General features: G+C 72.7%; 22 protein-coding genes. 9 read left to right on the top strand and 13 right to left on the bottom strand.

Features of this window, described 5'->3' with window-relative positions:
• Nucleotides 1-7: 7 nt before the first annotated feature.
• The 3 genes from AB0K28_RS25505 to AB0K28_RS25495 are packed head-to-tail and all read right to left on the bottom strand — an operon-like array spanning nucleotide 8 to nucleotide 2,463.
• Nucleotides 8-721, bottom strand: a complete 714-nt coding sequence (locus AB0K28_RS25505; protein WP_345400749.1) for an ABC transporter permease — start codon at nucleotides 719-721, stop codon at nucleotides 8-10.
• Complete coding sequence (locus tag AB0K28_RS25500) at nucleotides 718-1,728, bottom strand: ABC transporter ATP-binding protein (RefSeq protein WP_364374550.1); 1,011 nt, start codon at nucleotides 1,726-1,728, stop codon at nucleotides 718-720. The genes AB0K28_RS25505 and AB0K28_RS25500 overlap by 4 nt, the downstream gene beginning before the upstream one ends.
• A gap of 45 nt (nucleotides 1,729-1,773) precedes the next feature.
• Nucleotides 1,774-2,463 (bottom strand): alpha/beta hydrolase, encoded by a 690-nt coding sequence (locus AB0K28_RS25495; RefSeq protein WP_364374547.1) that lies wholly within the window; start codon nucleotides 2,461-2,463, stop codon nucleotides 1,774-1,776.
• A gap of 223 nt (nucleotides 2,464-2,686) precedes the next feature.
• On the opposite strand from AB0K28_RS25495, the gene AB0K28_RS25490 reads away from it, so the two are divergent.
• Both AB0K28_RS25490 and AB0K28_RS25485 read left to right on the top strand, forming a co-directional pair.
• On the top strand, nucleotides 2,687-3,850 hold the full coding sequence (locus tag AB0K28_RS25490) for an aminotransferase class I/II-fold pyridoxal phosphate-dependent enzyme (protein ID WP_345400757.1): 1,164 nt from the start codon (nucleotides 2,687-2,689) through the stop codon (nucleotides 3,848-3,850).
• A 29-nt stretch (nucleotides 3,851-3,879) separates the two neighbouring features.
• Nucleotides 3,880-4,803 carry a serine/threonine dehydratase gene (locus AB0K28_RS25485; protein WP_364374544.1) on the top strand — a complete coding sequence of 308 codons (924 nt, stop codon included), beginning with the start codon at nucleotides 3,880-3,882 and terminating at the stop codon, nucleotides 4,801-4,803.
• 4 nt (nucleotides 4,804-4,807) lie between these two features.
• Here AB0K28_RS25485 and panB read toward each other — a convergent pair whose 3' ends face one another.
• Entirely contained in the window at nucleotides 4,808-5,638 is an 831-nt protein-coding gene (gene panB / locus AB0K28_RS25480) for a 3-methyl-2-oxobutanoate hydroxymethyltransferase (protein WP_364374541.1), read from the bottom strand.
• 132 nt (nucleotides 5,639-5,770) lie between these two features.
• Between panB and AB0K28_RS25475 the strand changes: the two genes are divergently transcribed.
• The 3 genes from AB0K28_RS25475 to AB0K28_RS25465 all read left to right on the top strand — a co-directional run bounded on the left by AB0K28_RS25475 (nucleotide 5,771) and on the right by AB0K28_RS25465 (nucleotide 9,523).
• Nucleotides 5,771-7,015, top strand: coding sequence for an MFS transporter (locus AB0K28_RS25475; protein WP_364374538.1), 1,245 nt, complete (start codon nucleotides 5,771-5,773; stop codon nucleotides 7,013-7,015).
• 213 nt (nucleotides 7,016-7,228) lie between these two features.
• The gene (locus tag AB0K28_RS25470) at nucleotides 7,229-8,791 is read left to right on the top strand and encodes an MFS transporter (protein WP_345400762.1); all 1,563 of its coding nucleotides are present in this window, start codon (nucleotides 7,229-7,231) and stop codon (nucleotides 8,789-8,791) included.
• A gap of 57 nt (nucleotides 8,792-8,848) precedes the next feature.
• Entirely contained in the window at nucleotides 8,849-9,523 is a 675-nt protein-coding gene (locus tag AB0K28_RS25465; protein ID WP_364374535.1) for a TetR/AcrR family transcriptional regulator, read from the top strand.
• Here AB0K28_RS25465 and AB0K28_RS25460 read toward each other — a convergent pair.
• Nucleotides 9,520-10,302, bottom strand: coding sequence for an ABC transporter permease (locus AB0K28_RS25460; RefSeq protein WP_364374532.1), 783 nt, complete (start codon nucleotides 10,300-10,302; stop codon nucleotides 9,520-9,522). The genes AB0K28_RS25465 and AB0K28_RS25460 overlap by 4 nt on opposite strands.
• Nucleotides 10,299-11,234 (bottom strand): ATP-binding cassette domain-containing protein, encoded by a 936-nt coding sequence (locus AB0K28_RS25455; protein ID WP_364374529.1) that lies wholly within the window; start codon nucleotides 11,232-11,234, stop codon nucleotides 10,299-10,301. Before AB0K28_RS25455 ends, AB0K28_RS25460 begins: the two co-directional genes overlap by 4 nt.
• A gap of 51 nt (nucleotides 11,235-11,285) precedes the next feature.
• Here AB0K28_RS25455 and AB0K28_RS25450 point away from each other — a divergent pair, with 51 nt between their 5' ends.
• A complete protein-coding gene (locus AB0K28_RS25450; RefSeq protein WP_364374526.1) occupies nucleotides 11,286-12,032 on the top strand; it encodes a TetR/AcrR family transcriptional regulator in 747 nt (248 codons plus the stop codon).
• Nucleotides 12,033-12,199: 167 nt separating this feature from the next.
• On the opposite strand, the gene AB0K28_RS25445 is transcribed toward AB0K28_RS25450, so the two are convergent.
• Nucleotides 12,200-13,330 (bottom strand): hypothetical protein, encoded by a 1,131-nt coding sequence (locus AB0K28_RS25445; RefSeq protein WP_364374523.1) that lies wholly within the window; start codon nucleotides 13,328-13,330, stop codon nucleotides 12,200-12,202.
• Nucleotides 13,331-13,417: 87 nt separating this feature from the next.
• Between AB0K28_RS25445 and AB0K28_RS25440 the strand changes: the two genes are divergently transcribed.
• Entirely contained in the window at nucleotides 13,418-14,101 is a 684-nt protein-coding gene (locus tag AB0K28_RS25440) for a TetR/AcrR family transcriptional regulator (protein ID WP_364374520.1), read from the top strand.
• Between the two features lie 30 nt (nucleotides 14,102-14,131).
• On the top strand, nucleotides 14,132-14,479 hold the full coding sequence (locus AB0K28_RS25435; RefSeq protein ID WP_364374517.1) for a hypothetical protein: 348 nt from the start codon (nucleotides 14,132-14,134) through the stop codon (nucleotides 14,477-14,479).
• Nucleotides 14,480-14,790: 311 nt separating this feature from the next.
• Here the strand turns inward: AB0K28_RS25435 and AB0K28_RS25430 are convergent, their stop codons facing one another.
• The 5 genes from AB0K28_RS25430 to AB0K28_RS25410 all read right to left on the bottom strand — a co-directional run bounded on the left by AB0K28_RS25430 (nucleotide 14,791) and on the right by AB0K28_RS25410 (nucleotide 21,487).
• Nucleotides 14,791-15,762: a GNAT family protein gene (locus AB0K28_RS25430; protein WP_364374514.1), complete on the bottom strand. Its 972-nt coding sequence runs from the start codon at nucleotides 15,760-15,762 to the stop codon at nucleotides 14,791-14,793.
• A gap of 11 nt (nucleotides 15,763-15,773) precedes the next feature.
• A complete protein-coding gene (locus tag AB0K28_RS25425) occupies nucleotides 15,774-16,856 on the bottom strand; it encodes a hypothetical protein (RefSeq protein ID WP_364374511.1) in 1,083 nt (360 codons plus the stop codon).
• An 84-nt stretch (nucleotides 16,857-16,940) separates the two neighbouring features.
• Entirely contained in the window at nucleotides 16,941-18,713 is a 1,773-nt protein-coding gene (locus tag AB0K28_RS25420; RefSeq protein ID WP_364374508.1) for an NAD+ synthase, read from the bottom strand.
• A gap of 52 nt (nucleotides 18,714-18,765) precedes the next feature.
• Nucleotides 18,766-20,205, bottom strand: a complete 1,440-nt coding sequence (locus tag AB0K28_RS25415) for a BTAD domain-containing putative transcriptional regulator (protein ID WP_364374505.1) — start codon at nucleotides 20,203-20,205, stop codon at nucleotides 18,766-18,768.
• 88 nt (nucleotides 20,206-20,293) lie between these two features.
• Complete coding sequence (locus AB0K28_RS25410) at nucleotides 20,294-21,487, bottom strand: MFS transporter (protein WP_364374502.1); 1,194 nt, start codon at nucleotides 21,485-21,487, stop codon at nucleotides 20,294-20,296.
• A gap of 59 nt (nucleotides 21,488-21,546) precedes the next feature.
• Between AB0K28_RS25410 and AB0K28_RS25405 the strand changes: the two genes are divergently transcribed.
• Nucleotides 21,547-22,509, top strand: a complete 963-nt coding sequence (locus tag AB0K28_RS25405; protein ID WP_364374499.1) for a DUF5937 family protein — start codon at nucleotides 21,547-21,549, stop codon at nucleotides 22,507-22,509.
• Nucleotides 22,510-22,537: 28 nt separating this feature from the next.
• Here AB0K28_RS25405 and AB0K28_RS25400 read toward each other — a convergent pair whose 3' ends face one another.
• Nucleotides 22,538-23,650, bottom strand: coding sequence for a hypothetical protein (locus tag AB0K28_RS25400; protein WP_364374496.1), 1,113 nt, complete (start codon nucleotides 23,648-23,650; stop codon nucleotides 22,538-22,540).
• Nucleotides 23,651-23,665: the final 15 nt, after the last annotated feature.

Here is a 23,665-nt window from a genome sequence, read left to right as displayed (position 1 = left end):
ACAGACCTTAGGACCTCCGCGGTTCCCAGCGAAACCAGAGGCGCAGCACGACGAGCCCGAGCACCGTCCACGCGGTGAGGTCGAGCAGCGGCACGAGCAGGTCGCCCGTCCTGACGGCCTGCACGACGGCGGTGGTGGGCAGCAGGTCGAGGGCCGCGTACAGCCACCCGGGCAGCGGGATCGGCCCCATCGCGCCGGCCGCGACCCCGCAGAGCAGGAAGACCGGCATGGTGAAGACGGCGGCCAGCTCGGCGCGCGGCACGAGCACCGTGTACGCCGCTCCGAGCAGCGCCAGCACGACGGACCCCGCGAGCGTCGCGACGGCGAAGGCCACCGGATGGGCGGGCAGCGGGACGCCGGCGGTGAACCGCACGGCCACCGTGCACAGCACGATCATCGCCATGGTCTGCGTGGCCGTGCTGGCGATCTGGCCCGCCAGGATCTGGCCGTCGGTGAGCGAGGTCGCCCGCAGCCGCTTGAGCACGAGCTGGTCGCGGCGGGCGGTCAGCGCCACGGTGACGCTCATGAACGCGGTGATCGCCAGCAGCAGCGCGATCGTGCCCTGGAAGGTCGTGGTGGCGTGTTCCGCCGAGGCGACGCGCGTCATCAGGGTGGGCAGGCCGACGGCCAGGCCGACCGGCGTGACCACCGAGGCGAACAGGGTGGCGCGGTCGCGCCAGAACAGGCGGGTGCCGAGGCGGTAGGTGGCGGCCAGGCTCATCGCGGGTCCTCCACGCTGTTCTGCACGGCGTTCTCCACGGCGTTCTGCACGGCGTTCTGCACGGCGTTCTCCACGGCGGTCGTCACGGCGGTCGTCACGGTGCTCTTCACGCCGGTCTTCATGGTGCTCTTCACGGCGCTCTCCATGAACAGGTCTTCGAGCGTGGCCTGGCGCACCTCCAGGCCCTCCAGGCGCAGGCCGCGCCCCGCGGCCCAGGTCAGCAGCGTCTGCGCGGCCAGGTCGGGGTCATCGGCGCGGCAGACCGCCCGCCCGTCCTCGACGGTCACGGGCAGCGGCAGGTCATCGGGCGCCACGTGGGCGGGCAGCAGGAACGTCACCCGCCCGCCGGCCGCCGCCAGCGTATCGGCCATGCCGCCGGCGGCGACGATGCGCCCGGCGTCCATGATGGCCAGCGCGGACGCCAGCCGCTGCGCCTCCTCCAGGTAGTGGGTGGTCAGCAGGATCGTGGTGCCCTGCCGGGCGAGGTCGCGGATGACGGCCCAGGTGGCGGCGCGCGCCTCCGGATCCATGCCGGTGGTGGGCTCGTCGAGGAACAGCAGGTCGGGGCGGCCCAGCAGGGCCAGCGCCAGGTCGAGCCTGCGTTTCTCGCCGCCGGAGAGCTGGCGGACGCGGGTGGCGGACCTGGCGGTCAGGCCCGCCAGCTCCAGCGCCTCGTCGCCGGGGCGGGGCGCGGCGGTGAAGTCGCGCCAGGTGTCGACGGTCTGGGCGACCGTCAGGTCAGGGAAGAACCCGGCCTCCTGGAGCATCACGCCGACCCGCCCGCGTACGGCCGCGCGGTCGGTGACGGGGTCGAGGCCGAGCACGCGTACGGTGCCCGCGTCGGGCCGCTGGAAGCCGGCCAGCACCTCGATCGTGGTGGTCTTGCCCGCGCCGTTCCTGCCCAGCAGCGCGAAGATCTCCCCCTCCGCCACCTCGAACGAGATGTCCTTCACCGCCTCGAAACCCTGGTGGCTCTTGCGGAGCCCGCGCACGTCGATCGCATTCATGCCGTCCACCTTCGCGGACGGCCTGCGCGGGCGGCAGTGAGGAATTCACGACTTCCTGGAGAGCTTCAGCAGCGCGTCGGTGACCCCGTCGGGATCGATGAGCTGATGGAGGTGGAGGCCGGGCAGCCGGGTCACCGGCCAGCCGCGCGCGGCCGCGCCCTCGGCGGCGGCGGAGTAGCCGGAGCTGTACCACAGGCACGAGCACCTGACCTCGTCCCACCCGGCGGGGACGGGGATGGGCTGGGTGTAGTAGTCGAGCGGCAGGCGGGGCTGCTCGCCGGCCACCCGGATGCGGACGGCCGGGTCGGGCAGCATGGCCACGACGTCCTCCTCGTCCCACCAGTCGGTCCAGCGGGGGAGCACGCCGTCGGGGCCGGCGAGGTCGCGCAGGAACGGCAGGAACTCCTCCTCGGCCGTCGTGATCAGCCCCTCGCCCGGCGGGACGTGCGCGTCGGCGAACACGCAGGCCACCACCCGGTCGCCGAGCCCCTCCTTGATGACGGGGAGGAAGAACCCGGCGTTGCTGTGGGCGACGAGCACGACGGGCCCGTCGGACGGGGTCGCGGCGCGCACGGCCTCGACCACGCGCGGCCAGTAGGGGGCGCCGCCCGCGCCGATGCCGGTCAGGTCGGGCACCACGGCCGCGTGCCCGCGCCGCTCCAGTGACTCGGCCACGGGCGCCCACGTCGAGGGGCCGACGGAGGGGCTGTGCACGAGTACGAACGTCGTCTGCATGCCCTCCACCCTTGCAGAGGCCCGGGACAGGGCGGGACGCCAGGACGGTGGAGTCGCAGCGTGGGCGGGGTGTTCACCGCTCGCGAAAAGCAGCGGGACCACATCTCCCACCCCGGGTCTGCCCATGGCAGGTCCGACAGGGGATCCTGCTGGTATGAACGATTTCCGCCCCGAGGCGCAGTCCCAGGCCGCATCTGCTGATAAGTCCGAAATGTCATCCGAAATGCGGCCAGAGACGAGGACCGTGCACGTGCCGCACGTCCCCGTCGAGGGCAGCCGTCCCATCGCCGTGCCCATCTACCAGACCTCTGGGTTCGTCTTCGACGACCCGGCCCTGATGGCCGAGTCGATGGGCCGCCCGGACAAGTCCTTCTTCTACGGGCGCTACAGCAACCCGACCGTGCGCTCGCTGGAGGAGGCGGTGTCCGGGCTGGAGGGCGGCGCGGGCGCCATCGCGACCGGCTCCGGCATGGGCGCGATCAACACCGTGCTGCTCGGCCTGCTCAAGCCCGGTGACCACATGGTGGCCCAGAACTCGCTGTACGGCGGTACCGCCGCCATGCTCAACGAGCTGGTCGCCAGGTTCGGGATGGAGGTCTCGTACGTGCCGGAGAACGACCCGGCCGCGCTGCGGGCCGCCGTACGGCCGCAGACCAAGCTCCTCTACATGGAGACCATCAGCAACCCGATGACGCTGGTCGCCGACCTGCCCGCGATGTGCGCGACGGCCCGCGAGCTGGGCATCCTGTCGGTGGTGGACAACACGTTCGCCTCGCCGCTGCTGTGCCGGCCGATCGAGCACGGGGCCGACATCGTGGTGCACTCCTCGACCAAATACCTGTCCGGGCACACCGACGTGGTGGGCGGCATCGCGGTCTTCGCCGACGAGGAACTGTACCAGCGGGTCTGGCGGTTCAACATCGAGCTGGGCGCCTCGCCCGACCCGTTCGCGGCCTGGCTCACCCTGCGCGGCATGCAGACGCTGGCGCTGCGCATGGAACGCCACTGCGCCAACGCCCGCATCCTGGCGACCCGGCTGGAGGAGCACCCGGCGGTCGCCGCCGTGCACTGGCCCGGCCTCGCCTCGCATCCGTCGTACGAGCTGGCCGGCAAGCTGCTGTCCGGCTGCGGCGGCGTGTTCTCGTTCGACCTGACCGGCGGGCGGGAGGCGGGGGAGCGGTTCATGAGCTCCGTACGCCTGGCGCTGCTCGCCCCCTCGCTGGGCGGCGTCGAGACGCTGGTCCTGCACCCGGCGACCACCTCCCACCGCTCGCTCAACGCCGAGGAGCTGCGGCGCAGCGGCATCGGCGAGGGCACGGTCCGCATCGCCGTCGGCATCGAGCACCCCGAGGACCTGTGGGCGGACCTCCAGCGGGCCCTGGCATAGCCTGGAACGCGACGATCAAAGGGGGAATCGTGACCACAGTCACCCACGCGGACGTCGCGGCGGCCGCCGCCCGGATCTCCGGGCACGTCCTGCGCACACCCGTGATCGAGGTCGCTCCGCGGCTCTGGCTCAAGCTGGAGCTGCTGCAGCACTCCGGTTCCTTCAAGGTGCGCGGGGCCTTCAACCGCATCATGTCCGCCGGTGACCTGCCCGCCGCCGGGGTCATCGCGGCCAGCGGCGGCAACCACGGGCTCGCGGTGGCGTTCGCGGCGCGGGCGCTGGGCGTGCGGGCGGAGATCTTCGTCCCGACCGTGACCAGCCCGGTGAAGGTGGCCGGGCTCGAGCGGCTGGGCGCGCACATCACCCAGACCGGCGCCATCTACGCCGAGGCGGCCGAGGCCGCCGCCAAGCGGGCCGCCGAGACCGGCGCGCTGTCCGTGCACGCCTACGACCAGCCCGAGGTGGTGGCCGGTCAGGGCACGACCGGGCTGGAGCTGATCGAGCAGACCGGCGCCGTCGACACCGTGCTGGTGGCGGTCGGCGGCGGCGGTTTCGCGGCCGGCATCACGGTGGGCACGTCGGTGTCGGGGCCGCGCATCGTGGCCGTCGAGCCCGAGCGCATCCCCACGCTCAACGCGGCCCTGCGGGCCGGCGAGCCGGTGCCGGTCGAGGTCAGCGGCGTGGGGGCCGACGCATTGGGGGCCAGCAGGATCGGCGGGCTGGCGTTCCAGATCCTGAACGACCCCCGGGTGGAGAGCGTGCTGGTGAGCGACGAGGCCATCATCGCGGCGCGGCGCACCCTCTGGGAGCGCCACCGGGTGGCGGCCGAGCACGCCGGCGCGGCCGCCTACGCGGCGCTGCTGTCGGGCGCCTACCGGCCCGAGCCGGGGGAGCGCGTGGCGGTGGTGGTGTGCGGCTCCAACACCGACCCCGCCACGCTCACCGCCGAATAGAAGATCAGCTGTACGTGTGCTCGGGTGCCGGGAAGGCACCCGACACCACGTCGCCGGCGAACTCCCGCACCGCCCGGTCCAGCTCGGCGCCGAGGTCGGCGTAGCGCTTGACGAACTTGGCCGGGCGCGGCGTCAGCCCCATGAGGTCCTGCCAGACCAGCACCTGGGCGTCGGTGGCCGCACCCGCGCCGATGCCGATCGTCGGGATCGCGAGCGAGGTCGTCACCCGCTGCGCGAGGTCGGCCGGCACGCATTCGAGCACGATCGAGAACGCCCCGGCCCGCTCCAGGTCCTTGGCGTCCGCCATCAGCTCGTCACCCGCCTGGCCGCGCCCCTGGACGCGGTAGCCGCCCATCACGTTGACCGACTGCGGGGTCAGTCCGAGGTGCGCCATCACCGGGACGCCGGCCGAGACCAGCGCCTCGACCTGCGGCAGCACCCGGCGCCCGCCCTCCAGCTTGACCGCGTGCGCCCCCGCCTCCTTCATGAACCTGGCCGCCGACTCCAGCGCCTGCTGCGGCGAGCCCTGGTACGACCCGAACGGCAGGTCGGCCACCACGAGCGCGCGCGACGAGCCGCGGACCACGGCCGCCGTCAGCGGCAGCAGGTCGTCCATCGTCACCGGCAGCGTGGAGTCGTAGCCGTAGACGACCATCGCCGCCGAGTCGCCGACCAGCAGCACGGGGATGCCGGCCGCGTCGAACACCTTCGCCGTCATGGCGTCGTAGGCGGTGACCATGGGCCACCGCTCTCCGCGCTGCTTGGCGGCCGTGAGGTCGCGGACGGTGACGCGGCGGCCGGACGCGCCGCCGTACAGCGAGGTTGAAGAGGACATGTGACAACCCTCCAGAAACGTCTCGAGGCGCCCTGCTGCGTCCCCGGACTCCCTCGATGATGGCACGCGGAAAACCGGTGGCGGAAACGTCGGTGGCCTTTGCCAGAATCTGTGCGGAGGTAACGAACGTTCATGGCTCTCGACCCTTACCGAAATCTGCTCAAGATCCCTGGCGTGCCCACGCTGCTCCTGGTGGGGCTGCTGGCGCGGGTGCCGTCCACGGCCACCGCGATGGCACTGACCCTGCACGTCGCCACCACACTCGACCTGGGATACGGCAGAGCCGGGGTGATCACCGCGGTCTGCACGATCGGCATGGCCATCGGTTCCCCGCTGTCGGGCAGGTTCGTCGATCGTCACGGGCTGCGTCCCGTGCTCGTCGTCACGACCGTGGCGCAGGCCGCGTTCTGGGCGTGCGCGTGGGCGCTGCCGTTCCCCGCGCTGCTCGGCGCGGCGGCGCTCGCGGGGCTGCTCGGCATGCCGGTGTTCAGCGTGACCCGCCAGTGCCTGGCCGCGATGGTGCCGGTCGACCGGCGGCACAGCGGGTTCGCGCTCGACTCGATGCTGGTCGAGGTGTCCTACATGGTCGGGCCCGCGCTGGCCGTCGCGGGCATCACCACGTTCGGCAGCGGGGTGACGATGGCCGCGATCGGCGCCGGGCTCACCGTGGCCGGGCTGGGGCTGATCGCGCTCAACCCGCCCACCAGGTCGGCGGAGGAGGACGCCGCGGCGCAGGGCGTGCGGGTGCCCAGGCGGCAGTGGCTCACGCCGGGCTTCGTGGCGCTGCTCGGCACGGTCGCCGCCGCCACGTTCGTGCTCACCGCGTCCGAGCTGTCGCTGGTCGCCACCATCAACGAGGCGGGCCAGACCGCGTGGGTGGGCCTCGCGGTGGCCGTCTGGAGCGGCGCCTCGCTGGTCGGCGGCTTCGTCTACGGCGGGCTGTCGCGGGGGTTCTCGCCGCTGGTGCTGATCGGCGGCATGGGGGCGCTCACCATCCCGGTCGGGCTGGTCGGCGGCGGGTGGCACTGGGTGGTCCTGGCGCTGCTGCCGGCGGGGCTGCTGTGCGCGCCGTCGTTGTCGTCCACGGTCGACGCGCTCAGCCGGTGGGTGCCGAGCGCGGCCAGGGGTGAGGCGATGGGCCTGCACGGCACGGCGCTGCTGATCGGCGGCGCGGTCTCGGCGCCGATCGCGGGCGCCGTCATCGACGGGGTGGGCCCGTCGTGGGCCTTCGCGGTGGCCGGGCTGGCCGGCGTGGTGATGGTGCTCATCGCCCTGCCCTTCTGGCGCCGCCACCCGTCGGAGCCCACCGTGCTGACCGTTCCCATCTCGGAGATGTCGGTGGAGAAGGTCGTGGCCACCGAGCCCGATCCGGTGTGAGTGTTCTCACGCTCGCTGCCGCGGCCGGGGTCTCGTGAACCTCGGCCGCGCTCTTTCCCGGGGCTGTGACCTGCGACTTCACCCTTCGGCTCGCCGGGATGAGGGCCGCCGTTCACATGCTAGTTACGAAACGGGACCGTTGCGTATCGGAAATAGCTCGCGATACGGTGGCGTTGCGAAACTCTGTCGTATCGAAATTTAAGGACTTTCTTCATGGACCCGATGACGGGACATCCACGCCGATGGGGCATCCTCGGTGTGCTGGTGTTCAGCCTGCTGGCGGTCGTGCTGGACAACACGATCCTGAACGTCGCGATGAAGACCATCGCCGACGAGACCGTGGGGCTGGGCGCCACTCAGAGTGAGCTCGAATGGGCGATCAACTCCTACACCCTGGTGTTCGCCGGACTGTTGTTCACCTTCGGCGTGATCGGTGACAGGACCGGTCGCAAGCGCATGTTGTTCATCGGCATGGCGCTGTTCGGCCTGGCCTCACTCGCCAGCGCCTACGCCCAGGACCCGATGCAGCTGATCCTGGCCAGGGCGGCGATGGGCATCGGCGGCGCGGCCATCATGCCGGCCACCTTGGCGATCATCTCCAACGTGTTCCCGCCCGGCGAGCGCGGTAAGGCGATCGGCGTGTGGGCCGGCGGCGTGGGCCTCGCCGTCGCGATCGGGCCCATCACCGGCGGCCTGCTCATCGAGCACTTCTGGTGGGGCTCGGTCTTCCTCATCAACGTGCCGATCGTGATCGTCAGCATGATCCTCATCGCGACCCTCGTGCCGGAGTCGCGCGACCCCAAGCCGTCCAGGCTCGACCCCGTCGGCGTGGTGCTGTCGATCATCGGGCTCGTGGCCATCGTGTACGGCATCATCCGCGGCGGCGAGCTGGCCACCGTCGCCAGCGCCGAGGTGCTGGTCCCGACCCTGTTCGGCGTGGCGGTGCTGGCCGTCTTCGTCTGGTGGGAGCGGCGCATCGACCACCCCGTCTTCGACGTGCGCAGCTTCACCAACGTCCGGTTCAGCTCGGCCATCGGCATGATGGGCATCGTCTTCTTCGCGATGATGGGCGGGATGTTCTTCCTGACGTTCTACCTGCAGATCGTGCTGGGCTTCACGCCGGTGCAGGCGGGCGCGCTGATGATCCCGTTCGCGGCGGCGCAGCTCATCTTCGCCCCGCTCAGCCAGCGGGTCACCGAGCGGCTGGGCGCCAAGCTGTCGGCCACGCTGAGCATGATCGTGGTGACGTTCGCGCTCGGCAGCTACGCGTTCATGGACCAGAACACCCCGATCGTGCTCATCGAGGTCATCTTCTTCGTGCAGGGCGCCGCGATGGCCAACATCATGCCGCCGGCGACCACCGCCATCATGGAGTCGCTGCCCCGCGAGAAGGCCGGCGTCGGGTCGGCCATGAGCAACACCGTCCGCCAGGTGGCCGGCGCGCTCGGCGTGGCCGTGCTCGGCTCGGTGCTGTCGTCCAGCTACCGCGGCGAGATCGCGCCCGCGCTGGCCGTGCTGCCCGAAGGCGCGCGGCACGCCGCGGGCGAGTCCATCATGGCGACCATGGGCGTCGTGCAGGAGCTCGGCGAGCGCGGGCAGGCGCTGGTGCAGCCGGCCTTCACCGCCTTCGTCGACGGCATGCACGTGACCGCGCTGGTCTCGGCGGCGATCGGGCTGCTCGGCATCGTCGTGGTGGCCGTGTGGATGCCGGGAAAGCCGCGGCTCGCCAAGCACGCCGAGAACAGGGAGCCGGTGCTGTCGTCCTCGGGAGGATGACGGACATGTCGGTGGGCACGTACCGTTTATCACGGGAAGGGGTAGGAGGAGGCTTTTGTGCCTCCTCCTACCCCCGAGAGCGGCGCGGTGCTGATGGCGCCCGCGCCGGAGATGTATGGTGAGGCCGCGATGTCGATCCAGCAAACCGGGACCGCCCGCCCCGCGGGCCGTCCGCGCAGCGAGAAGGCCGAGAAGGCGATCATCGAGGCGACCCTCGACATGATCGCCGAGGGCCTGGGCATGTCCGATCTGACCATCGAGGCGATCGCCGCGCGGGCGGGAGTCGGCAAGACCACCATCTACCGGCGCTGGGCCAACAAAGAGGACCTCGTCGCCGACGCCCTGTCCACGCTCAAGACGCCGGTGCCGCCGCTGCCCGGCACGTCCGTGCGCGACGACCTGATCGCGCTGGTCGACAGCATGAGCAGAGACGGCAGCGACGCACGCAACCGGTGCGTGCTCAACATCGCGATGAGCGAGGCCGACCGCTACCCGCGCCTGATGGAGCGCTTCGTCAAGCGGGCCGTCGAGCCGCGGCGGGCGGCCATCCGCGCGGTCATCGAGCGCGGCATCGCCACCGGCGAGCTGCGCCGCGACCTCGATGTGCACATGGCGCTCGCCATCATCTCCGGCACGATGATGTACCAGACGAAGCGCAGCCCGGCCGAAGGGCTGCCGCCCGACCTCGGGCAGCGCGTCGTCGACACCGTGCTGGCCGGCCTCGCACCCTAGCGGCCGGCCGTCCTGCGGCGGAACAACACGGCCGCCACCGGCAGCGCCGCCGCCACCGCGCCCGCCAGCCACGCCGCCGCCACCCCGCCCGACGCGCCCATGGGCTGGTCGAGCAGCAGCGCCCGCAGGGCCGTGATGATCGGCGTGAGCGGCTGGGCGAGCGCGAAGTCGCGCAGCACCCCGGGCATCGTCTCGGCGGGCACGATGCCGTCCGACAGGTACGGCAGGAACAACACCACGAAGCTGAACGCTCCCGCCGCCTGCGACGACCTGACCAGCAGCCCCCACACGGCGGCCAGCGCCGACAGGGCCAGCACGTAACCCGTCACCAGGGCCAGCACCAGCGCCCAGTCGGCAGGGGAGGCGTCCGGGCGGAAGCCCAGCAGCAGCGCCGCGGCCAGCGCGATGGCCGACGCGGCCACGTTGCGGATCACCGAGGCCACCACGTGACCCGCCGGGACCACCCAGCCGCCGATCGGCAGGGTGCGGAAGCGGTCGATCATGCCGGCCGTCATGTCCTCGCAGATCGTCACCGCCGTGAGCGCGGCGCCGTAGCCGCCGGACATCAGCAGCACGGCGGGCACGACGAAGTCGACGTACTCCAGGCCGCTGGAGCCGGTGGTGATGGCGCCGCCGAAGACGTACACGAAGAGAATCATGATCATCACGGGCAGGGCCGTGCTGATGATGAGGCCGTCGAGCACGCGCAGGTCGCGGCGCAGGTCGCGGACCACCAGGCGGCGCAGGTCGCCCGCCGCGTCGATCATCGGGGTGCTCATGCGGCCTCCGTCAGTTCCAGGAAGACGTCGTCGAGGGTGGGGGTGCGCAGGCGTACGCGCTCGACGGCGACGCCGGCCCGGTGCAGCGCGTCCAGGGTGCGCCGCAGGTGGTCGGGGTCCTGGAGGGCCAGCGTCAGCTCGCCCGCCGCGTCAGGGTGCGCGCCGGGCAGCGCGGCGCACGCGCGGCCCAGGTCGGCGGGGTCCGCGGGACGCAGCGCCAGCCGTTCGACACCGACCTGACGCTTGAGCGCGGCGGGGGAGCCGTCGGCCACCACGCGCCCGCCGTTGAGCAGCACGACGCGCTCGGCGAGCTGGTCGGCCTCCTCCAGGTACTGCGTGGTGAGCAGGATGGTGGTGCCCTGGCCGAGCAGCTCCCTGATGACCGTCCACAGCTCGGCCCTGCTGCGCGGGTCGAGGCCGGTCGTGGGCTCGTCCAGGAACAGGATCGGCGGTGCCGACACCATCCCGGCGGCGAGGTCGAGGCGGCGGCGCATGCCTCCCGAGTACGTCCCTGTCCGCCGGTCCGCCGCCTCCACCAGGCCGAAGCGCTCCAGCAGCTCGGCCGTCCGCTCGCGTGCCCGTCGCCTGCCCAGGTGGTGCAGGCCGGCGAACAGCTCCAGGTTCTCCCTCCCCGTCAGCAGGTCGTCCACGGTGGCCTGCTGCGCGGTCAGCCCGATCGCGCGGCGCACCGCCGCCCCGTCGGTGCGCACGTCGTGGCCCGCCACCGTGGCCGTGCCCGCGTCGGGGGCGAGCAGCGTGGTCAGGATGCGCACGGTCGTCGTCTTGCCGGAGCCGTTCGGGCCGAGCAGCGCCACTAACGAGCCCGCCGGCACCGTCAGGTCGACGCCGTCCAGCACCCTCTTGCCTTCTCCGAAAGTCTTGACGAGTCCCCTCGCGCTAATTGTGTATGGCGTACTGTGTATGACGTTCATAGTTTTCAGAGTAATGCAGAATCCTAGGGAGGCGTCAAGGAGGAGGGCCGGATGGCGGAGGAGCGGTCGTTGCCGCCGATGCTGCGACGCATGTGGGGGCGCGAGCCGGTGCCCCGACGGGGGCCGCGTCCCCGGCTCGACCTGGCCACGATCACCGCCGCCGCCATCGAGATCGCCGACGCCGAGGGCCTGGCCGGCGTCTCCATGGCCGCCGTCGCCTCGCGGGTCGGGGTGGCGACCACGGCGCTCTACCGCTACGTCGACAGCAAGGAGGACCTGCTCACCTGCATGGCCGACGGCGTGGCCCCCGAGCCGCCCGACCCGGCGGGGCTTTCCTGGCGCGACTACCTCGCCCTGTGGACCCGCGCCCAGCGCGACATCCTGCTGCGCCACACGTGGCTGCTGTCGATCACCCAGTACGCGCCGCCGCTCGGCCCCAGGCGGCTGCTTTGGCTCGACCGGGCGCTGGCCGCGCTGGCCGGCACCGGGCTCGACGACGGCGAGAAGATGAACGTGGCCAGCACCCTGACCGGCTACGCGCTGACCGACGCGGCCCTCGCCAGGGCCGCCGAGTCCGGGTTCCCCGAGCTCGATCAGAGCGGCGTCGAGGGCGCGGACGACTACGGTGAGCTGCTGGCCGAGATGCTCGACCCCGCCACCTATCCGGCGCTGTCGGCCGCGATGCGGGGCGGGGCCATGCGGGGGGCCGCCGGGTGGACCGACGACGCGGACTTCACGTTCGGGCTGGGCCTGCTGCTTGATGGGGTGGAGCAGCTGATCAGCCGCCGCTCCTCCTGACCCACGCAGCTCTTCCACCTGCGCCTGGGGACCCCCGCGCCTGCGTCCGGTGGCCCTACCGCCTGAGCCGGTGGCCCTGCCGCCTGAGCCGGTGGCCCTGCCGCCCGCGTCTGCCCCGCTTGACGTCGGCGGGCGCGGGGGCTTGCGGCAGGGTGCCTTTTGCGAGGTCAGGTGAGGTCGGTCGGGAGGAGGTGTTCGGTGAGCAGGCGGCGTGTCCGCTTGGGGCCGGTCGCCCAGCGGCGCACCAGCTCCCATCCGTGGAAATATCCGAATATGTACGGACTCATCGGCGACGGCTGGAGGATGCCCAGCGCCCCCTTGGCCTCCTCCTCGGTGACGAGCGCCCAGCGCCGCAGGTAGGCCGCCAGCTCCGCCTCGCCACGTCCCTCCGCCGCCATGAACGCGACATTCCCCCACACACCCCACAGCACGTTCTTGGCGTGATGCACGGCGGCCAGGTCGCCGTCGATGGGCGGGAGCCCGGCCATGGGCAGGGCGATGGCGTTCAGCCAGTCGCGGGCCTCGTTCTCCGGGAACAGCAGCTCCTCGGCCGCCAGCCCCAGCCCCTCGCTGAGCGCGAACGACGGCGACAGCATGAACCGCACCTTCTCGCCCTTGAGCATCGACTCGGCGATGTGCCCGGGATGGCCCTCGTGCGCGACCAGATAGAGCAGGTCCGCGAGGTTGAACGGGATGTCGGTGTTGATGTGGATCGTGGACCTGTGCCCGCCCTCGTACGCCCCGGCCCCGTGAAAGGCCACCCCGCTCACCAGCCTGCACCGCACCACCTCGTCCGGCGGCAGCGGCACGATCCGGGCGTTCGTCCGCGCCCTGGTCTCGGCCACCGCCGGCTCCACCAGCTCGGGCAGGAGCTCGATCGGATCCAGCCGGTACGCCGCCTGCCAGCCCCGCCACCGCTCCGCCAGCGAGCCCCGCGTACCCGGCAGCGCCCGGTCCAGCTCGTCGTGCGCCCGCCCGAACACCTCCTCCGGCACCCACCGCGGCTCCAGGCCCAGGCACTCCCGCGCGTACTCGGCCAGCGGCGCCCGCTCCCCGCCCACGTACCGGGCGGCGGCGCGCATCGCCCGTACCTGGGCGGCCAGGTAGGCGTCAGGCGCCGACTCCAGCAGCCGCTCCGCCGCCTCCTCGAGCGCGCCGGCGGACGCGGGCGGCTCCCCGGCGACCTGCTCGCGCCATGCCTCAGGGCCCTCGTAGATGAGCGCGGTGCCCGTCACGCCGCCGGTCAGGAGCCGGTTGAGCCGCAGCGCCAGCAGGGCGTGCTCTCGCCGCCAATCCATGACGTCCCTTCCTTCCTGTCGGGATCTCACGAGGGCGGCCTACGCTAGCCGTACGGTTTTCCGTACAGTGCACGGAAGGACGTGCCGATGCCGGAGAGCATCTGGTTCCGCGACGACGCCCGCCCGCGCCGGCCCCGCCTGTCCCGCGAGCGCATCGTGACCGCCGCCGTCGGGCTCCTCGACGCCGAGGGCGTGGCCGGCTTCTCGATGCGGGCACTCGCCGCCCGTCTCGGGGCGGGGACGATGTCGCTGTACGAGTACGTCCGCAGCAAGGAGGACGTCCTCGACCTCGCCCTCGACGAGGCCGTCGGCGAGATCGGCGAACCTCCCGCGGACGGCCCGTGGCGCGACCTCCTGACCGATCACCTGGCCAGGAGCCGGGCCGTCATGCGCCGCCACCCGTGGATGCCCGCCCTCATCGCCACCCGACCTCTGCTGGGCCCGAATGCGCTCGCCGGCTCCCGCGCGATCTACGGCGCGCTCGCCCGCGAGGGCCTGCACGGCCCCGAGCTGACCGCCGCGATCGGCACGCTCTCCTCCTACCTGTACGGCTTCGTCGCGGCGGAGAACACCTGGTGGGCCACGGTCCGCACCCCGGCCGCCGACGCCGAGCTCCGCGCCCGCGTAGCCGACCACCTGCACCGCCACGAGGCCGAGCTCGGCCATCAGGCCCAGGTGGACGACGGCGACTTCGACACCCAGTTCCGCCTGGGCCTGAACCTGATCCTCGACGGCTTGTCCACCCGCCTGAAGGAAAACCCCCGTGAGTGACCGGAGCGCGGCCGCTACGCTGACGAGATCATGTGCACCTACGCGATGGTCCACTACAAGGTCCACTACGTGTGCCTGCCATGCCGGCGCAGCTTCAAGCAGCCCTGGCGGCGCCAGGACCCCCGCTGCTCCGGCTGCCAACGGCCGATGCACTACGCCGGCCACGACTTCGCCGCACCCCGCCGTGGTGACGAGCGCCGATGGCGAGCGGTGGAGGCAGTGCTGACGGCGGGCCTCCGCTACGACGGCTTCGAACCCTGCGGCTGCGGCCGCCAACCCAAGCCCCGCCCCCGCACGAGCGCCGAGGTCCGCACCCGCCGCCGCCTCGCCACCCGCACCACCCTCTCAGACCCCGAAGCCCTGTCCCTACGCCTGTAACCGCCCCCCCACGCCCGCGCCGAAAGCCCGCCACCCGCCGAGCGGGTGCCGCGCCAGGAGCCCGTCACCGCGAGCGGGTGCCGTGCCGAGAGCCGGTCACCGCGAGCGGGTGCCGTGTCGAGAGCCGGTCACCGCTGAGCGGGTGCCTGTGTCGTGGGGTGCGTCCACCGGTATGTGTGGAGTGCACCCACATGCGCGTGAAGGGTCGTTGCTCGGAGGAGGGGCGCCGGTGGGCGGGATGCTGTCGGTCCTGGCGCAGAGGCTGGGCGTCGGGGCTCGAAATGTTCGGTGGTCGGGGTCGCGCGCGAGGGTCAGGGAGTCAGTTTCCAGAGGTGGCCGATGAGGCGGAGGCCGAGGCGTTCGGCGACTCGTTGGGAGGAGCGGTTGTCGGCGCTCGTGCTGTAGTACAGCCGGACGCCCGGCAACAGGCTCGCCCAGGCGGCGGTGGTGGCGGCGGCGTGGCCTCGGCCGCGGTGGGCGGGGGAGGTCCACGTGCCGGCCTCGGCGCCTCCTGGGGTGTTGCGGGCGGTGTGGCAGATCGACACCACCTCGCCGTTCTCCACGATCATCGCCCACGGGGCTCCTTCGCCGCCCGCGACCAGCTCGTCCCACTCGTCGGGCGCCCATTCGGCGGGGCGCAGCGGACGTACGAGCCGGGCGTGCGCCCCCGACGCCGACGTGACCACCTCCGCGGGTACGTCGAACCGCACCGGCCCCTCCACCACATAGCTGAACCCCTCCGACAGGGTGACCCGGTCACCGCCGAGCATCGCCCTGCACGTGGCCAGCACCTCCGGAAAGCGCCCGCCTCCCGACGACACGACACCGAGCAGGCGCTCGGCCAGCTCGTCGGGGAGGTGGCCCGCCACGGCGGCGGTCAGCCCGCCCGTGTGGAGGTGCTCTGGCACGGCGGTGTCCGGGCTGTAGGAGGAGACGTCATCCGGCGCGGGGGTGGTCGCCGCCCCGTAGGGCTGGGCACGGTCTGCTGCGGGAGCGGTCGGATCGGTGACGGGCACGCCGGTGGTGGTCGGGCCGAGGGTGGTCGGGCTGGTGGCGGTTGGGCCGAAGGCGGTTGGGCCGGGGTCGGGCATGCTGGTGGTGGCCGGGCCCGTGGTGGGGACGCCGATCACCATGTCTTCGGGGCCCGGGAGGCGGCCGCGTGCGTCGAGGCGCCAGATGACGCCCAGTTCGATGCGGAGCAGGTCGGTGTCGGTCAGGTGGGGTGTCCGGGGAGCGTGGCCGGCCGAGCGTCTGTCGTCAGGGTCGCTGTCGTCCGAGGTCATGGCGTTCGAGCCTAGGCCGTCACGGGCGCGGGCGTCAGGGTGAAGGGGATGGTGGCGGCTACGCGGCCGTTGACGATGACGTCGAGCTCTCGGGCGCCCGGTGGCTCGTCGCGGGTGGTGACCGGACGGAACGAGTGGCTCTTGCGTACGGTGAACCGCGCTCCTGGTTCTTCGGCGTCGCGCTGACCCAAATGGAAGACGCGGCGCGAGCCCGCTCGCCTGATCGCGTATTTCAGCAGCACAGGACCCGACGCGCCCGCCGTCACCGTGACCGCGAAGGCCAGCTTGCCGCCCACCGCCACCGTGTCGGACTCCAGCACCAAGGTGTCCACCGAGCCGCTGCCCGGGGTGGCGCCCACCAGGGCCAGGGCCTCGGGGTGGCCGGCGCGGAGCAGGCCGCGTACGGCGTGACGCAGCACCCGCTCCACGTGCGAGCCGCCGTCGGAGCGCCAGCGGGCCAGCAGGCCGAGCGCGACCTCGGGATGGTCTTTGGCGAGGTCGTTGACGTGGTTGGCGACCGAGCGGCGGACGTATTCGCTCGGGTCGTCGCGCAGCCGGTCGAGGAGCGGGAGCGTCGGCCCCGGCGTCATCAGCCAGGACACCCGCGTGGCCCACGGCAGTCTCGGGCGGGAGCCCTCGGAGGCCAGGCGGCGCAGGTGCTCGTCGGGGGACTCGGCCCAGCCATGCATGATCGTGAGGGCGTCGTCGCGGTGACGCTCGAGGAAGGGGCGTACGGCGAACTCGCCCGTCGCGTACGGCGTCAGCACGGCCAGCGTGCGCATCCCGTCGTCGAGGTGGCCGAGGCCCCGCTGGGCGGTGTGCTCGGTGGCGGGCCAGCCGCTCCACATGTCGAGCCTCACCCGCCCTGCCGCCTCGCGGACGATCTCCGCCGCCCGCGGGTAGGGCAGCGGCAGCGCCTCGTCGAGCGCGGCGGCGACGTGGGTGACCCGGGCCTTCAGCTCCAGGCCGTCGAGCCCGTGGACCGCCCGCTCCACGAACCGCTCGCGCGGGAACGCCGCCCATGCCGCGGACAGCCCGTCGGCCAGCACCGACACCGACCCATGGTTGATCATTTCCTTCAGAGGTTGAGCCACGGGAAGACCTTGCCAGGCGCCACCGACAATTTCCGGTCCAAGCGAGAGCACGGCCCCGCCGGCAGCGGGGCCGTGCGGGCCGGATCAGGTGGTCTCGCGCCAGCGGTTGGTGATGGGGAGGCGGCGGTCGCGGCCGAAGTTCTTCGGCGTGATCTTGGGGCCGGGCGGGTACTGGCGCCGCTTGTACTCCGCCAGGTCCACCAGCCGGATCACCCGCGTCACCAGCGCGGGATCGTGCCCGGCCGCGATGAGCTCCTGCGAGCCCATGTCCTTCTCCACGTAGTCGTCGAGCAGCCGGTCGAGCACCTCGTACGGCGGCAGCGAGTCGGTGTCGCGCTGGTCGGGGCGCAGCTCGGCGCTGGGCTCCTTGGTGATGGAGTTCTCGGGGATGGGCCGCTCGGCGTCGAGCAGGAACCCGGGGAGCGTGTGGGCGTTGCGCCACCTGGACAGCTCCCACACCATCGTCTTCGGCACGTCCTTGATGGGCGCGAAGCCGCCGGCCGAGTCGCCGTAGAGGGTGGAGTAGCCGGTGGCCAGCTCGCTCTTGTTGCCGGTGGTCAGCACCAGGTGGCCGTGCTCGTTGGACAGCCCCATGAGCAGCATGCCGCGTACCCGCGCCTGGAGGTTCTCGGCGGCCAGGCCGGACAGGTCGATCTCCTTCTCGTACGCGTTGACGATCTCGGCGATCGGCACCACGCGTGCGTTGATCCCCTGCCTGCGCACCAGCTCCTCGGCGTCGGCCAGGGAGTGGTCGGAGGAGTAGCGGGACGGCATGAGGACGACGTTGACCCGCGAGGGGCCGATGGCGTCGGAGGCGATGGTGGCGGTCAGCGCGGAGTCGATGCCGCCGGACAGGCCGAGGATGACGGACTGGAAGCCGTTCTTGGCGACGTAGTCGCGCACCGCGAGCACCAGCGCGGCGTAGACCTCGGCGTGCGGGTCGAGGCGCGGCGCCACGGTGGCGGGCTCGGGCGGGTAGGGGGCGAGGGGCTCGTCCGACAGCACCAGGCGCTCGACGGTGATGGTGGAGCCGTCGCCCGCGTCGTACGGGTACGTGCCCGGCTCGGCCTGCGACACCGGCAGCCCGTCGAGGTCGGCGATCAGCAGCTCCTCCTTGAACTGCCCGGCCCGCGCCACCAGCTCGCCGGCCTCGTCGACCACGATGGAGTCGCCGTCGAAGACCAGCTCGTCCTGCCCGCCGACCTGGTTGACGTAGACGAGCGCGCAGCCGGCCTCGCGGGCGCGCCGCGCGCACAGCTCCAGCCGTACGTCGTCCTTCTCCTTCTCGTACGGCGAGGCGTTCGGCGAGATCAGCAGCCCGGCGCCGGCCTGGCCGACGACGGACACGGGGCCGCCCTCCTGCCAGAGGTCCTCGCACACCGCGATGGCCACGTCGACGCCGTGCAGCCGGAAGATGGGCAGCCGGTCGCCGCGCACGAAGTAGCGGTATTCGTCGAACACGCCGTAGTTGGGCAGGTGGTGCTTGGCGGTCCTGGTGACCACCTCGCCCTTGTGCAGCAGGGCGGCGGCGTCGAGCGGGGCGCCCTTGGGCTGCCCGACCCGGGGCGCCAGGCCGGCGCGGTCGACGTAGCCGACCACGACCGGGAGGTCGCCGAGGCCCTCGCCGGCCAGCCTGCGCGCCACCTCCTCAAGCGTCCTGATGCTGGCGTCCACGAAGGACGTGCGCAGCACCAGGTCCTCCACCGGGTAGCCGGTGAGGAACATCTCGGTGAAGACGACGAGATGGGCCCCGCGCCCGGCAGCCTCGCGGGTCCACGCGATGAGCCGGTCGGCGTTGGCGCTCAGGTCGCCCACGGTCGGATTGGTCTGTGCCAGGGCAATGCGCAGTTGTGCCACGCGACCAGCCTAGTACGCCATGATCTTTATCGTCAAAGAGACGAAAAGTGGGTCATCTCACTCCCGGAGTGACCAGGCCCGACTCGTACGCGGCCATCACGAGCTGCGCCCGGTCCGTCAGCCCCAGGTGCTCCAGCAGCGACGTGACGACGAGACCCACCTCCTCCTCGCGCAAGGAGAGCGTCCGCCCGATCTGCTGGTTGCTCAGCCCGCGGGCCACGAGCTTCAGCACGTCCAGCCGGTCGTCGGGCAGCCCGGCCAGCGCGGGAGGCGAGCCGGGGTCGCTGCGTCCGGCGAACGCCGAGATCAGCCGCATCGTCACCGCCGGGTCGATGAGCGCGTCACCGGCCGCCGCCGCCCTGATCGCGGCCACGAACTGCTCCGGCGCCGACGTCTTCAGCACGAACCCGCTCACTCCCGCACGCAGCGCCGCATAAAGGTTCTCGTCGCTGCCGAACGTGGTCATCATCACGACCTTCGGCGGCGTCGGCGCGGCGAGGATCCTGCGGGCCGCGGCCAGGCCGTCGAGGTGCGGCATCTGGATGTCGAGCAGCACCACGTCGGGCCGCGTCTCCAGGACGGCGGCGATGGCCTCCTCGCCGTCGGCCGCCTCGCCCGCGGGGGTCAGCCCGGGCTCGCCCTCCAGCATCGCGCGCACGCCCGTCCGCACGAGCGCCTGGTCGTCGGCCACCAGCACCCGCAGCTCCCGCCCCGCCTCGCGCACCGGCTCGTGAATCACCGGCGGCGGGTCATCCAGGCGCTGGGCCAGCATGTCGGCCTCCAGACCGGTGAGCGTGGCCGACAAGTCGAGGCCCAGCTCATCCCGCCAGACGGCGCGCGCCCGGCGCAGCGCCGCCAGCGCGTCGCCCTGACGGCCCAGCCGGTAGAGCGCGAGTGCGAGCAGCCGCCACGCCTCCTCGCGCAGCGGGTACGCCGACGCGTGCGCCTCCAGGTCCGCGACCAGCGAGCGCGCCCGGCCCAAGGCCAGCCCGGCCTCGGCCCGCCGCTCGACCGCGATCAGCCGCAGCTCCTCCAGCCGGCTCGCCTCCGTGGCCGCCCAGCTCAGCTCGGCGAACTCGGCCAGCGCCGGTCCACGCCACAGCCCCAGCGCGCAGTCCATGTCGGCCCAGACCTGCGCGGGCGGGCCGTCCGCCTTCACCAGCGACTCGAACCGCCAGGCGTCCACCTGCTCGACGGCGGCGCGCAGCGCGTACCCGGGCGGCGCGGACACCAGCACCGACGCCTCCTCGCGGGGGGCGCGGCCGGGTTCGAGCGCCCGGCGCAGGCGCGAGACGTACCCCTGGATGGTGGACAGGGCCTGCGGCGGCGGCGCGCCCGGCCACAGCTCGTCGATGAGGGTGGACACGGGGACGGCGCGGCCTGCGGCGACCAGCAGCCGGGCGAGCACCGCCCGCTGCCGCTGCCCGCCGAGGTCGATGGGGGCGCCGTCGGCCCAGGCCTGGAACGGTCCGAGAGCGGTGAAGATCAGCATGTCAGGCGTAACTGTAGAGGGAGAGCGCGCCGCCGGTATATGGCGAAACTTCACATCTCACTTGGTACGCCGGAGAGCCGGGAAGCGGTCACCGGCGGCGGACGGCGGGGCCGAGGAGCAGCATGCCGGCCGCCGCCGTCGCGCCCACCCCGCCGATCGTGAACCACAGTGCCTTGGAGCCCAGTTCGAGCAGCACCCCGCCGAGCGTCGGCGCCAGCACGGCCGCCAGCGACCAGGCGAACCCGAACAGCCCGGAGTACCGCCCGCGCAGGTGGGACGGGGCGAGCCGGGCCACGATGGAGCCGGGGATGCCGGCCGTGATGATCTCGCCGGCCGTCCACACCACGATCGTCGCCACCAGCCCCCACGCGGTGGTGACGAACGCGGTCATCGCGAACCCGGCCGCCATCACCACCAGCCCCAGCGCGAACGTCCTGGCCGGGTCCCGCCGTCCCAGCCACCCCGACACGAGCGGCTGGACGATGACGATGAGCACCCCGTTCAGCGCCATGGCCAGGCCGTACGTGCCGAGCGGGAGCTTGACCACCTTCGTCATGGCCACCGGCAGCATGGAGAGCGTCTGGGAGTAGACCACCGCGTTGCCCAGCACGACCAGCGTGAACCCGAGCATGACCCGGTCGCGCAGCACCACCCCGAACCCGCCGGTCGACTCGTGCCCCTGCGGCCTGGTCTCCGGCACGGCCCGCCACACCAGTACGGCGAAGATCAGGCAGGACACCGCGTCGATCCAGAACAGCCACAGGAAGCCGAGCTGCGCCAGCCACCCGCCGGCCGTCACGCCGATGGAGTAGCCGAGGTTGACCCCCCAGAACAGCAGCCCGTACGCCCGCGGCCGCTCCTCCGGCGAGACCAGGTCGGCGACCATGGCGTTCGAGGCCGGCCGGTAGATGTCCATGACCAGGCCGAGGCAGAACATCGAGGCCAGGATCGCGGGCAGCGACGTGCTGTAGCCCAGCGCCAGCATGAACACCGCCGTCGCCACCATGCCGCCCGTGAGCGTGACCCGCCGCCCGATGCGGTCGGTGAGCACCCCCGAGATGAACTGCGACAGCAGCGACCCCGCACCGAACACGCCCATCACCAGGCCCGCGGCGGCGAGCGACATGCCGCGGCTCTGGGTCAGGAAGACGCCGGTGAACGGCATGACCATGGTGCCCAGGCGGTTCACCACGGTGCCGCCCCACAGCGCCCAGAACGGGCGGGGCAGCCCGCCGACCATGGACCGGACGAAGGAGGGCTTCTCGGCAGTTGTGCTCGACACGCTGGACAGCGTGAGGGGTCGGATGCCGCGGCGCGAACGATTTAGGCCACACTAAAAGCATGTCCATCGCCTGGCGGCTCAGCCCTGAGGACGTCGCGCGCCTGCGCTTCGCGTTCTCCCCGATGTGGGAGCTGGTGGCGAGCCTCCGCACCCTGCGCGCGCCCTCACGGCAGTCGATCCACCTGCCCTGGATCAAGGCCGTCCGGCCCCGCCTGGACGGGCTCGACCTGGCCGAGCTGTTCGCGCTGGTGCCGCCGGCCGGCTACCTCGCCGACTTCATCACCCCGCCGCCCGACACGCCGCTGCCCGACTTCGCCTCCGAGCTCCACCGGGTCAGGCGCAGCGACCCCGAACGGGTCAGGCACGAGGCGGCGCGGCTGCGAGCCGGCGCGCCCGAGGTGATCGACCGGTTCATCGCCGACCCCGAGGCGGGCGTCGCACGGGTGGCCGACACGCTGGAGGCGTACTGGGAGCGGTGCTTCGCCGAGTTCTGGCCCCGCGTGTATGGGCTGCTCGAACGCGACGTGCTGCGCCGCTCGCGCGAGCTCGCCCAGGGCGGTGCCCACGCGCTGTTCGCCGGCCTCGGCCCCGAGGTGCGCTGGACGGGGGAGCACCTGCTCATCGAGCGGCCTTCATGCGTGCTCGACGGGCCGCACGGCGACGGGCTCGTGCTCGTGCCGAGCGCCTTCTACTGGCCGTCCGTGGCCGTGATGTCGGCCCCGTACCAGCCGATGCTGGTCTATCCCGTGCAGGGCGTCGGCACCCTGTGGGTGCAGGGGCCGCCGCCCGCGCCCGACGCGCTCGCCGCGCTGATCGGCAGGAGCCGCGCGCGCATCCTGCTCGCGCTCGCCGAGCCCGCCACCACCTCCGCGCTGGCCGCCCGCATGGAGCTCACGCCCGGCGCGGTCAGCCAGCACCTGAGCGTGCTCAGCGGGGGCGGGCTCGCCGTGGGGATGCGGCTCGGCAAGCAGGTCGTCTACCGCCGTACGCCGGCCGGCGACATGCTCGCCGGCACCCGCTGACCACGCGCGGGGCCGGCGGGCCGGCGGCTCAGGCGTAGCGCTTCGACTCCAGGAGCCAGTCCAGGTGGGCGCGCGGCGCCGCCAGGTACGCGCACGCCACCTTGCTGACGTCCCGCGCCGCGGCGGGCGCCAAATCGTCCAAGGGGAGCCGCCTGGCCGCCTGGCGCATGTCCTGGCAGCGCGCCGCGATCCGGTCGAGCACCCACGCCGTCGCCGCCCGCTCGCCCAGCCCGAGCTGCCGCATCGCCAGCACCACGAAGTTGTGCACGTCGCCGCGCTCCTTGGGCCGCGAGGCGACGTCGTTGCACCAGGCCGTCACGTCGCTGCAGGCGTCCACGAGCTGCCGCCACGGCTCCGACTCGTGCACCCAGGCCGGCACCTCGACCCGCAGGCACGGCTCGACCAGGTCGTACAGGTAGGGCCCCACCGTGCCCCTGCGCAGCTCCGGATACTCCTCGATCGTCGGCATCCGCCCCGCCGCGCGGTTGTCGGCCTCGGTGCGGCAGGCGTCGTACTGGCGCTGCAGCCCCACCGCGAACCTGGCCCGCCACCGGTCGCTCATCCGCACGCTCGTCACCCGCCACAGGTCGGCGAAGGCCGCCTCCAGCGGATGACGGGCGGTGCCCGCCAGCATGCCGTGGAAGACCTCCAGGGGCCCCGACCGCTCGTCCAGCTCGTCGTCCAGGTGGAACAGCCAGGTCAGCCACTGCGCGAACAGCGCCGCCGCGGCGGCGTCGAACTCGGCGAACGCGCGGCCCGCCATCCGGTGGTAGCCGACGCCGGGGTCGGCGGGCAGGCCCGTACGCCTGGCCCAGTCGATGACGGCGGCCTCGATCGCGTACACGGCCGGGTGCATCCGGCACGGCGCCGCCATGGCGGGCACCCGCTCGGTCAGCGGCAGCAGCGCCGTCGCGGGTGAGCCGCCCCTGCGCGGCAGCGGCAGCAGCGACGACAGCGCCGTGCGCAGCGCGGTCCGCACCGTGGACAGCACGGTGCCGGACGGGGTGCCGGACGGGCTGACGGAAGGGGTGCCGGACGGGCTGACGGAAGGGCCGCCGGACGGGACGGCGGGTGGGCCCGACGGCGCGTCGGCGGGCGCGGGCTCCCCACTGTCCGAGGGACTGTTGACTGTGCTCTTCATGGGCTCTTCACCGTG

Source organism: Nonomuraea sp. NPDC049504, assembly GCF_040676845.1.
GTDB lineage: Bacteria > Actinomycetota > Actinomycetes > Streptosporangiales > Streptosporangiaceae > Nonomuraea > Nonomuraea salmonea.
Note: the sequence above shows the minus strand (reverse complement) of the source record. Positions and strands in the feature narration are given on the sequence as shown.

What these genes read in the sequence shown, in the direction of transcription:
- AB0K28_RS25470 (WP_345400762.1), top strand. Translation starts at nt 7,229, where the DNA reads ATGGACCCGATGACGGGACATCCACGCCGATGGGGCATCCTCGGTGTG.
- AB0K28_RS25455 (WP_364374529.1), bottom strand. Translation starts at nt 11,234, where the DNA reads ATGAACGTCATACACAGTACGCCATACACAATTAGCGCGAGGGGACTC.
- AB0K28_RS25490 (WP_345400757.1), top strand. Translation starts at nt 2,687, where the DNA reads ATGCGGCCAGAGACGAGGACCGTGCACGTGCCGCACGTCCCCGTCGAG.
- AB0K28_RS25405 (WP_364374499.1), top strand. Translation starts at nt 21,547, where the DNA reads ATGTCCATCGCCTGGCGGCTCAGCCCTGAGGACGTCGCGCGCCTGCGC.
- AB0K28_RS25445 (WP_364374523.1), bottom strand. Translation starts at nt 13,330, where the DNA reads ATGGATTGGCGGCGAGAGCACGCCCTGCTGGCGCTGCGGCTCAACCGG.
- panB (WP_364374541.1), bottom strand. Translation starts at nt 5,638, where the DNA reads ATGTCCTCTTCAACCTCGCTGTACGGCGGCGCGTCCGGCCGCCGCGTC.
- AB0K28_RS25415 (WP_364374505.1), bottom strand. Translation starts at nt 20,205, where the DNA reads ATGCTGATCTTCACCGCTCTCGGACCGTTCCAGGCCTGGGCCGACGGC.
- AB0K28_RS25430 (WP_364374514.1), bottom strand. Translation starts at nt 15,762, where the DNA reads ATGACCTCGGACGACAGCGACCCTGACGACAGACGCTCGGCCGGCCAC.
- AB0K28_RS25495 (WP_364374547.1), bottom strand. Translation starts at nt 2,463, where the DNA reads ATGCAGACGACGTTCGTACTCGTGCACAGCCCCTCCGTCGGCCCCTCG.
- AB0K28_RS25435 (WP_364374517.1), top strand. Translation starts at nt 14,132, where the DNA reads ATGTGCACCTACGCGATGGTCCACTACAAGGTCCACTACGTGTGCCTG.
- AB0K28_RS25505 (WP_345400749.1), bottom strand. Translation starts at nt 721, where the DNA reads ATGAGCCTGGCCGCCACCTACCGCCTCGGCACCCGCCTGTTCTGGCGC.
- AB0K28_RS25400 (WP_364374496.1), bottom strand. Translation starts at nt 23,650, where the DNA reads ATGAAGAGCACAGTCAACAGTCCCTCGGACAGTGGGGAGCCCGCGCCC.
- AB0K28_RS25450 (WP_364374526.1), top strand. Translation starts at nt 11,286, where the DNA reads ATGGCGGAGGAGCGGTCGTTGCCGCCGATGCTGCGACGCATGTGGGGG.
- AB0K28_RS25440 (WP_364374520.1), top strand. Translation starts at nt 13,418, where the DNA reads ATGCCGGAGAGCATCTGGTTCCGCGACGACGCCCGCCCGCGCCGGCCC.
- AB0K28_RS25460 (WP_364374532.1), bottom strand. Translation starts at nt 10,302, where the DNA reads ATGAGCACCCCGATGATCGACGCGGCGGGCGACCTGCGCCGCCTGGTG.
- AB0K28_RS25500 (WP_364374550.1), bottom strand. Translation starts at nt 1,728, where the DNA reads ATGAATGCGATCGACGTGCGCGGGCTCCGCAAGAGCCACCAGGGTTTC.
- AB0K28_RS25475 (WP_364374538.1), top strand. Translation starts at nt 5,771, where the DNA reads ATGGCTCTCGACCCTTACCGAAATCTGCTCAAGATCCCTGGCGTGCCC.